The organism is Chryseobacterium sp. CCNWLW53 (assembly GCF_037083525.1).
In the GTDB taxonomy this organism is placed as follows: Bacteria; Bacteroidota; Bacteroidia; order Flavobacteriales; family Weeksellaceae; genus Chryseobacterium; species Chryseobacterium lathyri.
Genome location: NZ_JBAOJR010000004.1, coordinates 568352 through 581261, shown reverse-complemented (window position 1 = coordinate 581261; position 12910 = coordinate 568352). Strand labels below are relative to the sequence as shown.

Here is a 12910-nt window from a genome sequence, read left to right as displayed (position 1 = left end):
AGCTCATTGATGCAATGTACAGGTTTCGGAATCCTGAACACGAGCCGGATCAATACTGATGATGCGCACAGCAGTACCGGGTCAGATAAAAACCGGACGCCGTTGTTTTTTTCCGGACAGCAGCGGATAAGCAGGGAAACCCCGGCAGGACAGCTCCTCCTGGAATGCAGGGTGAAAATAAAACCAAATCGCAGGAATATAGAGGCGGATATTCCTAAATATTAAAATTTCCGGTTATAAAAATAACATTACTGGATCTACTAAAAATTATAACAATGAAAAAACTAACTTTAATTGCTGCTGCAGCATTATCTCTTACTGCTTGTCAAAATGATCACTTGGCGGATTCTTCTACACCATTCGAAATGCAGTCTGCTTCTGCTGAATATATTACAGCTTCTTCACTTCCGGTAACCTCTGTAAGTGGTGACATCACTACAAACACTACCTGGAGCGGAGTAGTAGAAATCAACGGTATCGTTACCGTAAAAAATGGTGCTAAATTAACTATCCAGCCGGGAACTTTCATTAAAGCAAAACCAAACACTACGAATACCCCTACAGGAGTTCTTGTGATTTCTAAAACTGGTAAAATAGATGCTACCGGTACAGCAACACAGCCGATTATTTTTACAAGTTATAAACTGTTAGATGGAGACGAAAATACAACGGCTGCTCCTGGTGACTTTGGTGGTGTGATTGTTTTAGGAGATGCACCTGCAAATACACCTGATACGAAAACTATCGAAGGATTAACCGGCTCTGATTATTATTACGGAGGTACCAATGCTGCTCACAACGCAGGAATCTTGAAGTATGTTCGTATTGAATTTGCAGGATTCGATCTTTTAGCTCCAAACTCAGGAAATGAGATCAACGGTCTTACTTTGGGAGCTGTAGGAAACGGGACTACTTTAGATCACATCCAGGTATCTTACGGGAAAGATGACTCTTTCGAGTTCTTCGGAGGTACTGTGAATGCATCTAATCTTGTTTCTTTTGCTCCGGATGATGATAACTTTGATTTTGACAACGGATACACAGGAACTATCACTTGTGCACTTGCTTTGGCAGACAACAATTCTACACACAGTCTTAGTGGTGGTGTTTCCGATACCAACGGTATTGAGCTGGATAACAACTCAACGGGTACAGCTACACCGCTTATTACAAATCCTGTGATCAACAATCTTACTATCGTAGGATCTCGTACTAATGTGTTATATTCTTCATCTACGCCTTCCGGACCACTATATGAAAATGGTATCCACATCAGAAGAGCAGGAAAATTAACGTTGAATAATGCTGTAGTAACAGGATATCCTACAGGAATCAAAGTAGAAGGAACAGGTTCTGAACTGTCTTCAGCTTCTACTTTAAACACAATCAAAGTACACGGATTTACAACTTCTGTTACAGGTACAGGAACTGCAGGAATCCCTGCTGCCAACCTACTGGTAGGAAGTACAGCTTCAGCTTGGGGAATGACTCAGCCATTCTTCAACGTAGGACCATGGAACGTGGCACCTAGAAACTGTGGAGACTTCCAGGGAACTTGGACGAAATATAACTTCTCTATTGTAGAATAATTTTAAATGCAGGGGAAGCATCCTAAGTCTTTCCCTGCTTTTATTTTTTTTAATCTCTAATAATCTGTATTATGAAAAAATTATTTTTATTATCTGTTGTATTGCTTTCACAGGCGGCGGCTGCGCAGTCTCTGGTATGGAGCAATTCTTTTGATACCCCCGCTGATCTTCAGGGATGGACTGCTCATGATCTGAACAATAATGGAAACGGATGGGTTCAGGGACAGAATATTTATTTTAACGGGACCAATGCCCTTACTTATGGAACCGCAGGAGTTCTCCGATATTCAGTAAGCCTGGTTCCAACTGGAAATGTTGCAGGTTTTGCTACTGAAAACGACTGGATTATTTCGCCGCCGATTGATCTGCAGGGCGCATCAGGAACAATCAGCCTGGCCGCTTATATCGGAAGACAGAGAACAACCCATTTCAATGTAGGGCGTGATCTTTTTATCTATGTAAGTACCCCTCAGAAACCGGTTCCGGAATTGGCCGATTTCCAGGCTATGACAGTAGATGCAGGAGGAAATGATATTCCAAGTCCTTACAGCGTCATTGCAGGAACTGTGGCGAATCCTTTTCCTAATGATCTGACTCAGTTTAACGAAAGTATTGTTGATCTTTCAGCCTTTGCAGGCAAAAAGATTTATATAGGAATATGGTCTAACAGAAAGCCAAGCGGTAATAATCTCCAGAATATCAATATCGATGAAATGGCGATTTATGCTTCCACATTTTTAGGCACAAAAGATATAAAGAAGAAAGAAAATGTAACGAAAATCGAAGAAAATCCGGTAAAGGAATTCCTTCAGCTCCAATTAAATCCAGGTTTTAAAGAAAATATGACGGCGGTTTCTATTTATAATGTAGCCGGGCAGAAAGTACTTTCAGCGTCATACAGCAGATCTCTCAATGTATCATCATTGCAGGCCGGAATGTACTTTGCTGAAGTTTCTGACGGAAAAACAACGGAAAAACTGAAGTTTATCAAAAAATAACCATAACGTTTATCCACCCAGCCTTCAGAATATTCTGCAGGAATTAACCATGAAAACTTAATAGATCAAACAGGTTTAATGCTTCCCCGCAAAACCGTTTGATCATAAACATATCCAACTTAGTTTTTTTATAATTATCATGTTGTCCCGTGCTTTCACCGGGCGGGACAATTTTTCTCAGTTAGATTTTTAATTTAAAATAATATAAATGAATAAGTTCATTGCATTCATACTTTTTACATTACTTATTTCCTGTTCAGACAGCAGCGTGATGCAGCCATTTGATAAATCACAGAAGCCCGCTGAGGTGAATATCAAAGGATATTCCAAGCCGGATGTTATTCAGCTGAGACTGAACGGAACACCTATATCTATTGATGGAAATACCTCTTATACCAATAAAATAGAGACCAGACTTGATTTTGTTCTGGATGAAGGAGAAACGGACAGGCTTGGGATCTACAACAATGAAACGGGTACCGAAATTGCCCATTACAATATTACTTACGACAATATCAGTGATTATAAAACACTGAATTTTTTCAATCTTCCAGGGATTTTTCTTCAGGCATCCGCTGTTAAACCGCAGATCAATCTGGGGAAAGTAGGCTTTGAATTCATTTTTCCCAATCTTGGTGAATACTCTGGGAGTTCACTTTCCAATGTGAAAGGGGTTCTGAAAAGAGAAAATGGGGCAGTGCTTGCCGAATTTGACAATATTGGAAAGAAAAATTTTACTGAGGTAAAGATCTATAATTTTTTCAGTAATACAGCACCTGTCTACCTTGAACTGTATAAACCGGATAGCTCTGTGCCGTATACGGGAACTGAAATCATTAAAGTGAAAATAAAACAGGATATGGGAGCCAATCTTATCGTTCTTCAGGAAAAAATGGAAAATGGTGCTCTCACTGTTAAAGGAGAGATTGACGTGGCAGATTATCTTTAATGATGGGCAATTCTATGAAGAAATATTTTAGTTTTCTGCTGCTGCTCGCGGCAATGTCTATCTTTATTTTATCATGCAATCGTAATGATGATGAGGGCGTTCCGCGTTTCCCGGAAGGGAGCAGGGAATCTGTAAACCAATGGGTGCAGGACAGCATGAGAAGGTATTATTACTGGGCAGATCAGATGCCTGCCAAACCGGATTACCACCTACCGGTGAAGGACTTTTTTAAGAGCCTTTTATCTTCACAAGACCGTTTTTCATTTGCTGTAGATACTCAGGACCCTTCTTCTTATCCGCGTTCTGTCCGGAATATGTATGGCTTCGATTATGCCGTCATACAGTTGGCTAATGGAAGCGTTGTAACCACCGTAAAACTTGTTATGAAGAACTCCCCGGCATTCAATTCCGGTTTGGAAAGAGGGATGATGATCACGAAGATCAACGGTAAAGCGATTACTGCAGCCAATGCCGAAGAATTGACGTCATCAATTAAAGAGCAGACGGTCATAGAATTAACGGTTGGGAAGTGGGAAAATGGCACTGTTGCAAATGAAAAAAACATTACGGTCTATTACGGGTATTCTTTTGAACAGCCTCTGGAATCTAAAATATTTGAAAAAAACGGTAAAAAGACAGGCTATCTTTATATCTATGATTTCCCGGACGGAATGACTTCTGCTTTGAATCAGAAGTTTGCCGCATTCAAAGCAGCCGGAATACAGGAGCTCATCATAGATATCCGCTACAATTATGGAGGATCAGTCGCTTCAGCAGCGGCACTGTGCTCATTGATCCCTTCCGGAATTTCCTCGTCCTCCCCATTTATTATTTACAAAGGAAACAAAAACGGAGGTGAAGTCAAACGGACATTTGCCCAGCAGATAAGTTATGATTCCAATGCGCTTGATTTCAATACCCTGCGTGCGAATGCCCTCGGATTGGGCAAAGTTTATATTCTTACCTCGACCAGTACGGCATCTGCTTCGGAGATTGCCATCAATAACCTTAAACCTTATATGCAGGTTATTCAGGTGGGAGGTGTGACATTGGGTAAAGATATGGCCGGATTTATGGTGGAAGACAAGAGGAAACCAAAAAAAATATCGTGGCAGCTTCATCCGGTTATTTATAAGGTTTTCAATGCGAATGGGGAAGGAGCTTACAGCAACGGAATTCCTCCGCAGATTGCAGCCGGTGAATATGCTTCGCTGCCACTGCTTCCGTTGGGAGACCCGGAAGAAACCTTGATTTCATCCGCGCTGAACAATATTTATGCAAAATCAGCAGGCAAGAATACTTTGGACAAAAGTGTTAAGATTTTATTTCAGAGTGATACGCCTTCTGCAGCCATCGGAAAGTGAACATTTTTTAATTTTTTAATACATAAAACCAACAGCCATGCAGGGAATAGAACCAAAATTTCACAGCAGCCTTACAGACCGTATGGAATATTATCGTGGCTTGCTGAAAAAAGCAGCCGGGGACCCGGATATCCAGCCTTCCGACATGATTTCTAAGGTCTCTGAACTAAGTGAGTTATATGAAGATTATCTGGCTCAAAAGAGGCAGCTGGAAAGAAGCATAAAAAATTACAGACAGTATCACAATGATCTGAGAAAACAGCTGACTTTGAGGGTCAAAGAATTGAAAAGAAAAGTAAAACAAAGGTGATTATGTGAATCATTGAAAGCTGTATGTATGGTTGAGCTTAAAACTTCAAATAAATAAAACCAGAGCAAAAACATTTTTACTCTGGTTCCATTATTATTTATGTCCTTATAATTATATGATCATTATTTCAGGACTGGTCTAAGGAGAAATTAAAGTAAATCTGCATTCCATCCCGCCGGGAAGCAATAGCTTTCTTCTGAATAAAAGCACGTTTTTCCTGTAGCAGTTTCACATTGTTCTTGTGTAGCATAAGGATGGTATAATGGTGATCCAGGTCCCGGACATCCTTCTTTAGTACCTCCCTTTACTGATTTTAAACCTTCTCTTGAAATTTTTTTAAGATTTTTCATGAATTAAAATTTTTAGTTTTTCTTACTCTTTTATAAGCTTTTCAGATTCCGCTTTTAGTTATCCCAAATTAGTGATTTTTTTAATACGGAAACTAAATTGATATGAAAATACTTCATCATCAATGCATCTGTTTTATAAAGGAGTGAATTCTTTAAGATAGTAATTGTCAGGAATATACAGGAGATGGAATTTCTTTACTGTTACTATTAACAAAGCACTACAAATGCAGTGCTTTATCATGTAGCTATGTGAAATATCCTATTTCAATTCAGAATTTTCATTTGCCGGCTGCCGTAATTTTTTCTTCAATCGCCCTCCAGTCGTAAAAGTGAAAAACCCGGCCATTGCTCATGGCGACAAAGACTCCCTTTGGGAAATTGGGCCCCAGATTAGCATTCGTTACCTCTGAACCGTCACTTTCACTGGTGGAAACAGGAATTTCGGCAATTCTTCCCTTGGCGGGATCTTCTCTCAGATACACGTTAAAAGTATCTTTCTGCTGGTTGGAAACCAGAATATATCCTGTTTTTTCTGAAGTAGGATAGATGGAAATTCCTTCCACATCAGATGCAAAATCACCTTTTCCGAAAACAAGAAGCTCCTCATTTCCTTTGGCCGGATCTGCATAATACTGATGCACCCCGAACTGCTCGTCAGAATAATAAATATAGCCCATTTCATCATCTACGGCGATACTTTCAATCTCCTTCAGACCACTATATTTTCCAAACTTGCGGATGACTTCACCCGTCATTTTTCCCTCTTTTTCAGAAAGTTTATACTGCCAAAGATAACCGTCAGCCGGGCCGGATTTTCTTCCCACAACAGCATGTATTTCTCCTGATACAGGGTTTTGGTACATAGAAATTCCCATCGGATCGCGTTCCGTTTCACCATCAAATACTGTAAATTCTCCTACTGCCTTCAGGTCAGGAAGGCTGTAAAGCTTTACCGTATTGGTTTCCCTTTCTGTAACAGCGGCAATATCGGTTTTCTTTCCGTTCAGCATAAAGCCGTATTCAATATCTACATTGTTCGGGCGTTTCAATCCTGAAACTTTATTGATGATTTTTCCGTTCAGGTCAAAGGCATACAGTCCGCCGTCAGTGTCCTTATCTGTTCCGATAATAATACTTTTTGAAGAATCCGCAGGATTGATCCAGATGGCAGGATCGTCGGTATCATGAACTACCGTTTCTGTAATAACAGAAGGTTTTATATTTTTTCCTAAATTTTGCGTGCTGCAGCTCACCACAAAAGGTAAGACTGATATCGCTATACTAAATGGTAACTTTTTCATACGTTTAAAAATCAAATTTCAATCCTAAAGTGAATCTCGGTTTGTAATATTCCACCTGTGCAGTTCTGCTCTGGATTCCCTGATAATACCGTAACGGCTGGTTCGTCAGATTATTGGCTTCGGCAAAAACTCTGAGCTGGCTTGTAATTTTATAAGATGCATTGGCATCAAGGAAAATCTGCTTGTCATAATAACGGTCTTCAAATGATTTTCCACCCAGTTCATCAATATAATCAGATGCGTAATTCATAGAAACCCTTGCTGAGAAACGTTTATTTTCCCACGAAAGAGATCCGTTGAACATATGCGGGGCAGCTCCCGGAAGTCCTACATCTGTTCTTTCCACACCATCTTCATTTGTGATTCCTTTCGCTTTTGATTTGGTATACGTATAATTAACATACACTCCCAGACCTTTCCAGAATGCTCCCGGAATAAAGTCAAGCTGACGTTGAAGGGCCACTTCAAAACCGTAAATGTCTACATTGTCACCATTACGCTGCTGTGTAAAGCTCCAGTTATTTTCTCCGGCAGGAATAGGATTGGATTGTCCTGCAAAATCATTCGAAAAATCACCAGATGTATAGTTTCTTCTCGAATAAGTATAAATAAAATCCTTAAGGTTCTTATAAAAAACACCTCCCGAAAGTATTCCGACCGATTTAAAGTATTTCTCTGCCATAAAATCGAAATTATAAGCATACGTTGCCTTCAAATCCGGATTTCCTGCCGAAATGGTTTCATCCCCGGAAATAACGTTAAGGTAAGGAACCAATGAATAATAATTCGGACGGGCCAAGGCTGTTGTAAATGCCGCACGTAATATAAGATCCTGAACAGGAACATATTTGAAAGACAAATTGGGAAGCAGATTGGTATAAGTGTTCGTACGGTTGATCTTTCCTGCCAGACTTTCCTCATCCAGCACGTAATTTCCGGTATAGTCAATTTTTGTAGTTTCAATACGGGCTCCTGCGATCATTGAGAATGTATCACTGAAATCCTGGTCCCATCTGATGTATCCGGCATAGATATTTTCTTTGGCCGTATAATTACTTGAAAGAAATTCTTCAGGCTTCAGCTCACCTTTAAATAAATTGGGATTGAACAGATCCAGATTACCCATGTATGACGGATCCACGAAAGTTCCCGGGACATAATTTCCCGGCTGAAAGTTTTGACCGTCAAAATGAACAGTAGGAACAGATAACAGGCTTCCCATATCATTCAAAGGTTCAAAAGCATAATAGTCATTATTTCGTTCCTTTTCCTTTAAACGGAGACGTAAACCTGCACGAAGTCTGCCTTTCTGGTTTTCCATCACAGAAAACGGAAAACGGACATTGACCTTTGCCCCAAATTCCTTTTCCTGTGTAAAACTGTTGGAATCTGAAAGATCACTTAACTTATAAACACCTAAATTGTCGGCAGAAAGGGGAGTAATTATCGGCCTTTCAGGATCGCTGAGATCTGAAGAGAAATTCATTTTTCCGTTTTCAAACTCTATATGGCGCTCATGAGGTTTCTTTTCACTTGCTGTTGCATAGTTCATGGACCAGTCAAGATCGACCTTTGATCCGAGAAGATGTTCCCCTCTTAAAGCATAGTTCTGCACTTTCTGTCTTTCCAGACGCGTATTGTCATTATCTGCATCTCCACCTTTATTCTGCCTTGTGATGCTGCCTTTCCAGCCTGTAATTTCGGTTTCATCATCATTATAGACCGGTTTTACTTTATAGCCTAAAGCAAATCTGTTCTCTTTGTCCGTTCTGAAATTATACATAGCAGAAGCATAGATCTTGTTTTTGGAATTGAATTCATAATCCATATTCAGATCAAAACTATGTCTTATACGGTGTTCATTATAATAACGGACCCCCATTTTGCTGATATAGGCAGTTTGTGCGGCATCATCTGCCAGGCTCCATGTCGGTTCGATATTATCTGAGCCAAAATTATTATTGTTATAGGAAAAACTGAAAACGGCACCCAGCTTTTTATTTATAAAACGGTTTCCGTATACAAATCCGGCTGTATAATTGCCTTTTTCACGAATAGGATTGTAACCTCCGGCCAGCGTTGCAGTAATTCTCTGTCCATTAGGTGAAGCCCTTGTGATAAGGTTGACCGAACCACCGATAGCATCAGCATCCATATCGGGAGTAAGGGTTTTATTAACTTCGATGGTAGAGATCATATCCGAAGGAATCAGGTCCATCTGAACATTTCTGTTGTCACCCTCGGCAGACGGAATTCTGTCACCGTTTAAGGTAACGGAATTAAGGTTAGGTGCCAGACCTCTGATGATAAGGTTTCGGGCTTCTCCCTGATCGTTCTGTATTGTGATTCCGGGAACACGTTTCAAAGCATCACCAATATTGGCATCAGGAAAACGTCCGATCTGGTCGGATGAGATTACATTGGTGATATTGGCATTGTTTTTCTGCTTATTTAATGCTCTCGCCTGGTTTTTCAGGGTGGATCCGCTCACAACCACTTCTGTAATCGCTGTTTCTTTTCTTGCAAAAATGATATTCTGCTTTGTATTTTTGTCAGACTCAACTGTTACTGTGTATTCGCTGGTTCCATAGCCCAGATAATCTACTGTCATGGTATAGTTTCCTGCAGGAACATTCAGGAAAACAAAGTTACCATGATCGTCCGAAGTTGTATAGATATTTCCCGGAGCCAGGGAGATTTTGGCACCCGGCAGAGATAATTTGGAATCATCATTGATATTTCCGGAAACAGTACCGGTTTGTGCATAGAAAAAAATGGATGCACAAAATAAAACGGAGGTAAAAATTTTCTTCACTTTTAACTGTATATTAGGTCTGAACAAAATTAAACGTCTGTTTGGGAAATACCCTGAACTATAGATTACGATTGTTTTAAGGATTTATGAACAGTTGATGCATAAGGTTGGAAATGTTTTACGGTGAAACGATAAAACAAATACTATTAATTTTTTTTAATCAAAAAACTGCATCAAAAACATTGCAATGAGCTTTTTGATACAGCTTTTTATTTATTTCTGCTCTATTGTTGGAATGTTGCCTATTACCTGCCATTTTTTCTGCTCAAGAACGCACGTAATAAGTGAGGAAAACCGGAGAATTGGACTTTCCAGGGAAACCTGGGCGTATGCAATATTGTTTTTCTGTTCCAGGGAACGGTAAATAACCGTTCTGGGCTTTCCTCCAAAAACCTTATCACGGACCAGCTGGATATATTCTTCTTTAGAAAAGACGAAAATTCCAGGTTGGTCAAAAAATCCATCCTGTATGTTTTGGTAGTTTTGATGAAGAACCTGTTCTAAAAGGTCAGGATCATAAGTATCACCACCTTTGATAAACTTTTCTATAGCTTGTCTGATCTCTTCCATAATTAATTTAAATAATTAAAAATTGCGGTTTCCAATAATTCTGCCTTCTCTGAAATCCGATCCGGAGCTGCTGTGCTTTCCAAAGGAAAATAAATGATATCAGTGATGCCAAGATGATTTAAGATGCTGGTTAAATGAGTCTCAAGAGGATTCATACCTCCGGGTAATGAGTGAATGCCACCCATGACCGAAATGAGATGTGCTTTCTTACCTGAAAGCAGTCCTTTGATACCATTGTCATAGGTAAACGTTTTCTTAGTCCTGATTACAAGGTCAAAATAAGCTTTCAAAGAAGAAGGGATCCCGTAATTATACATAGGACAGGTGATCAGGATCTCACTGCTTTTGTAAAGTTCATCAATCAATCTGTCGGATAGAAGAAGATCTTCGGTGTAAAGATTTTCATTCAGAAATGCATCAAAAGTCTGCTGGGTGAGATGAGGTGTCATTTTTTTTGCCGTATCTCTTTCGATAACCAATCCATCCGGATGTTTCAGGATCCACTGTTTTACAAAATAATCACCCATACGGCGTGAATAGGAATCTTTAAGCCTAAGGCTGCTGTCGATTCGGAGAAGTGTGTTCATACTTTTTTCTTTAAAGACACACCTGATTTTCAAAACGTGACAAAGATGGTTAGAAAGCTGAAAAATTTAACCTTAAACTAATTACTTCTTTTCAATTTTTCAGGATCTACAATAGAATAGATTTCCCTGATCAGCCCATGTTCATCGATATCCAGAATATGGCAGTTATACATACGCTCTCCCTGCCAGAAGCACAAAGCGGGCTGATGATTGAAAACATTAAAAGTGAAAGATTTCCTCGAAAGAAACTGCTGTTGTACATAAGCAAGAAGAGATGCTGTTGCCGGTTTGCCGGTTTCCACAGCTTTGATGACGCGGATACGTTTTCCGCCGTCTGCAGAAAGCCTGATGTCATCTCTCAGAAGTTCTTCGATCATGGGAATATTTCCTTCGCTCAGTGCCTTCTGATATCTGTGGAGTATATCGGGAGCATTGGAATTTGCAGTGTCGGGAGCATATTTTATATCCTGCAGCTGTTTTCCTGCACGGCTCAGCAGCTGGCGTGAATTATCAATGGAAATATCCAGAGTTTCAGCAATTTCCTGGTGAGAATAATCGAAAGCTTCTTTTAAAATATATACAGCTCTTTCCTTGGGATTGAGCTTTTCTAGAAGGACAAGGAGTGTGTAACGTGCCGTTTGCTCCTTGATCAGTTTATTCTCTGCATTGTCAAACGACAGTGGTTCCGGAAGCCATTCACCGTAAATCATTTTTTTACTGTGCCTGTTTTTAAAATTGATAGCGTGGTTAACTGTACTTTTAATCAGGTAGTTAATCTCATTTCTTACCCCGGATTTATCTAAAGAAATATATTTTTCTATCACATCCTGTACAAGATCCTGCGAATCTTCATAAGAACCTGTGATATTGTAAGCATAAGTAAGCAGTTTGCTGTAATTTTCCTGCATGATATTTCTTTTGAAGACAAACTTAATGAATAAAACGTGACAGTTCTTTTCAGAAATGTTAGATTTTTTAATGAAATGAACTCTTAGGGTTAACATATTTGGAATTTTTTTGGCAATTTGCAATCCTGAATGAAAACAGACCTGAAATAGATTCATTAAAATTAAAGATATGAATGAAGTATGTTCTAAAGAATTAATCGAGCTGGCTGAAAAAGATCTGTCGGTTAGGGAGAAACTGGCTTCTGAGGGAAAGCTTTCCGGCGGCTATCATCCTGAAATGGAACAGATTCACAGGAAAAATGCGGAAAAGCTTCGGGAAATCATTAGGAAGATAGGCTTTCCTACGATCTCAAAAGTGGGGGATAAGGCTAGTGAGGCTGCATGGCTTATTATTCAGCATTCTATTGGCGAGCCTGCATTTATGAAAGAATGTTATAAAATGATGATTGAAAACAAAAGTGGTGTGAATCCTTTAAACATTGCTTATCTGCATGACAGAATTCAGGTTTTTCAGAGCAAGCCTCAAAAATACGGGACACAGCTTACCGAAGAAAGACTGCCATATCCGGTAGAAAATAAAAATAAACTGAATGAAGAACGCCTGAAAGTCAATTTGGAACCTTTTTCCCAGGAAGAAATCAATAGGATTCCGGGTATAGAAAAGATTGCTGAGATAGATGCAAAACAAGTTGGTTATACGGAATGGAGAATAAAAATGGGATGGATGTTAGCACCTTAATGATTAAAAAATTGCTTCATAGAGTGCAATATTTTATTAAGAGCCAAAAAATATTTTGTCAGTTTCAAAAAACTTTATATATTTGCACCACTGAAAACGGTAGTACTACTGTTATTAGGAGAGATGGCAGAGTGGTCGATTGCGATAGTCTTGAAAACTATTGACTGTAACAGGTCCGGGGGTTCGAATCCCTCTCTCTCCGCCAGTTGGGGAACCAAAATAAGCTAAAACGCTGTAAACATCAATGTTTACAGCGTTTTTTTGCGCAGGTATCAAAAAATTCAAAAAAGGTAAACATTTTGGTGACCTTCGAGTGACCTCTCCGAAAAATGAGAAAAAGATGTCACCGGATTTCTGGGGAAACCCGACCAACAGGGAATTTAAATAATATACATCTTGTGAAAAACGGTCAGAAAAACTAAATTTTTAA

The 12910-nt window shown here is 39.4% G+C and carries 14 protein-coding genes and 1 tRNA gene; 9 read left to right on the top strand and 6 right to left on the bottom strand.

Annotated elements, in window-relative coordinates:
* Nucleotides 1-9: 9 nt before the first annotated feature.
* From V6R96_RS15680 to V6R96_RS15655, 6 genes are all read left to right on the top strand, one after another.
* The gene (locus V6R96_RS15680) at nucleotides 10-225 is read left to right on the top strand and encodes a hypothetical protein (protein WP_111959720.1); all 216 of its coding nucleotides are present in this window, start codon (nucleotides 10-12) and stop codon (nucleotides 223-225) included.
* A gap of 50 nt (nucleotides 226-275) precedes the next feature.
* The gene (locus V6R96_RS15675; RefSeq protein WP_336379206.1) at nucleotides 276-1589 is read left to right on the top strand and encodes a hypothetical protein; all 1314 of its coding nucleotides are present in this window, start codon (nucleotides 276-278) and stop codon (nucleotides 1587-1589) included.
* Between the two features lie 71 nt (nucleotides 1590-1660).
* On the top strand, nucleotides 1661-2587 hold the full coding sequence (locus tag V6R96_RS15670) for a T9SS-dependent choice-of-anchor J family protein (protein ID WP_336379207.1): 927 nt from the start codon (nucleotides 1661-1663) through the stop codon (nucleotides 2585-2587).
* A 208-nt stretch (nucleotides 2588-2795) separates the two neighbouring features.
* Nucleotides 2796-3536, top strand: a complete 741-nt coding sequence (locus V6R96_RS15665) for a hypothetical protein (protein WP_228452725.1) — start codon at nucleotides 2796-2798, stop codon at nucleotides 3534-3536.
* Between the two features lie 14 nt (nucleotides 3537-3550).
* Entirely contained in the window at nucleotides 3551-4900 is a 1350-nt protein-coding gene (locus tag V6R96_RS15660) for a S41 family peptidase (RefSeq protein ID WP_336379208.1), read from the top strand.
* A gap of 37 nt (nucleotides 4901-4937) precedes the next feature.
* Nucleotides 4938-5210 carry a hypothetical protein gene (locus V6R96_RS15655; protein ID WP_111959726.1) on the top strand — a complete coding sequence of 91 codons (273 nt, stop codon included), beginning with the start codon at nucleotides 4938-4940 and terminating at the stop codon, nucleotides 5208-5210.
* A 149-nt stretch (nucleotides 5211-5359) separates the two neighbouring features.
* Here the strand turns inward: V6R96_RS15655 and V6R96_RS15650 are convergent, their stop codons facing one another.
* The 6 genes from V6R96_RS15650 to V6R96_RS15625 form a co-directional block, all read right to left on the bottom strand.
* Nucleotides 5360-5560 (bottom strand): bacteriocin-like protein, encoded by a 201-nt coding sequence (locus V6R96_RS15650; RefSeq protein ID WP_111959728.1) that lies wholly within the window; start codon nucleotides 5558-5560, stop codon nucleotides 5360-5362.
* Nucleotides 5561-5838: 278 nt separating this feature from the next.
* Entirely contained in the window at nucleotides 5839-6861 is a 1023-nt protein-coding gene (locus V6R96_RS15645) for a phytase (RefSeq protein ID WP_336379209.1), read from the bottom strand.
* A gap of 4 nt (nucleotides 6862-6865) precedes the next feature.
* Nucleotides 6866-9676, bottom strand: a complete 2811-nt coding sequence (locus tag V6R96_RS15640) for a TonB-dependent receptor (RefSeq protein WP_336379210.1) — start codon at nucleotides 9674-9676, stop codon at nucleotides 6866-6868.
* A gap of 213 nt (nucleotides 9677-9889) precedes the next feature.
* Complete coding sequence (locus tag V6R96_RS15635; RefSeq protein WP_336379211.1) at nucleotides 9890-10246, bottom strand: nuclear transport factor 2 family protein; 357 nt, start codon at nucleotides 10244-10246, stop codon at nucleotides 9890-9892.
* Between the two features lie 2 nt (nucleotides 10247-10248).
* A complete protein-coding gene (locus V6R96_RS15630) occupies nucleotides 10249-10833 on the bottom strand; it encodes an NAD(P)H-dependent oxidoreductase (RefSeq protein WP_336379212.1) in 585 nt (194 codons plus the stop codon).
* A 77-nt stretch (nucleotides 10834-10910) separates the two neighbouring features.
* Nucleotides 10911-11837: a sigma-70 family RNA polymerase sigma factor gene (locus tag V6R96_RS15625; protein WP_336379213.1), complete on the bottom strand. Its 927-nt coding sequence runs from the start codon at nucleotides 11835-11837 to the stop codon at nucleotides 10911-10913.
* A gap of 73 nt (nucleotides 11838-11910) precedes the next feature.
* Here V6R96_RS15625 and V6R96_RS15620 point away from each other — a divergent pair, with 73 nt between their 5' ends.
* The 3 genes from V6R96_RS15620 to V6R96_RS15610 all read left to right on the top strand — a co-directional run bounded on the left by V6R96_RS15620 (nucleotide 11911) and on the right by V6R96_RS15610 (nucleotide 12868).
* Entirely contained in the window at nucleotides 11911-12480 is a 570-nt protein-coding gene (locus tag V6R96_RS15620; protein ID WP_336379214.1) for a DUF6624 domain-containing protein, read from the top strand.
* A gap of 117 nt (nucleotides 12481-12597) precedes the next feature.
* Nucleotides 12598-12685, top strand: a tRNA-Ser gene (locus V6R96_RS15615).
* 39 nt (nucleotides 12686-12724) lie between these two features.
* On the top strand, nucleotides 12725-12868 hold the full coding sequence (locus V6R96_RS15610; protein ID WP_336379215.1) for a hypothetical protein: 144 nt from the start codon (nucleotides 12725-12727) through the stop codon (nucleotides 12866-12868).
* Nucleotides 12869-12910: the final 42 nt, after the last annotated feature.

Excerpts from the sequence above, each read along its gene's own strand:
- V6R96_RS15680 (WP_111959720.1), top strand. The coding sequence starts at position 10 with ATGCAATGTACAGGTTTCGGAATCCTGAACACGAGCCGGATCAATACT.
- V6R96_RS15675 (WP_336379206.1), top strand. The coding sequence starts at position 276 with ATGAAAAAACTAACTTTAATTGCTGCTGCAGCATTATCTCTTACTGCT.
- V6R96_RS15670 (WP_336379207.1), top strand. The coding sequence starts at position 1,661 with ATGAAAAAATTATTTTTATTATCTGTTGTATTGCTTTCACAGGCGGCG.
- V6R96_RS15665 (WP_228452725.1), top strand. The coding sequence starts at position 2,796 with ATGAATAAGTTCATTGCATTCATACTTTTTACATTACTTATTTCCTGT.
- V6R96_RS15660 (WP_336379208.1), top strand. The coding sequence starts at position 3,551 with ATGAAGAAATATTTTAGTTTTCTGCTGCTGCTCGCGGCAATGTCTATC.
- V6R96_RS15655 (WP_111959726.1), top strand. The coding sequence starts at position 4,938 with ATGCAGGGAATAGAACCAAAATTTCACAGCAGCCTTACAGACCGTATG.
- V6R96_RS15650 (WP_111959728.1), bottom strand. The coding sequence starts at position 5,560 with ATGAAAAATCTTAAAAAAATTTCAAGAGAAGGTTTAAAATCAGTAAAG.
- V6R96_RS15645 (WP_336379209.1), bottom strand. The coding sequence starts at position 6,861 with ATGAAAAAGTTACCATTTAGTATAGCGATATCAGTCTTACCTTTTGTG.
- V6R96_RS15635 (WP_336379211.1), bottom strand. The coding sequence starts at position 10,246 with ATGGAAGAGATCAGACAAGCTATAGAAAAGTTTATCAAAGGTGGTGAT.
- V6R96_RS15630 (WP_336379212.1), bottom strand. The coding sequence starts at position 10,833 with ATGAACACACTTCTCCGAATCGACAGCAGCCTTAGGCTTAAAGATTCC.
- V6R96_RS15625 (WP_336379213.1), bottom strand. The coding sequence starts at position 11,837 with ATGTTAACCCTAAGAGTTCATTTCATTAAAAAATCTAACATTTCTGAA.
- V6R96_RS15620 (WP_336379214.1), top strand. The coding sequence starts at position 11,911 with ATGAATGAAGTATGTTCTAAAGAATTAATCGAGCTGGCTGAAAAAGAT.
- V6R96_RS15610 (WP_336379215.1), top strand. The coding sequence starts at position 12,725 with ATGTTTACAGCGTTTTTTTGCGCAGGTATCAAAAAATTCAAAAAAGGT.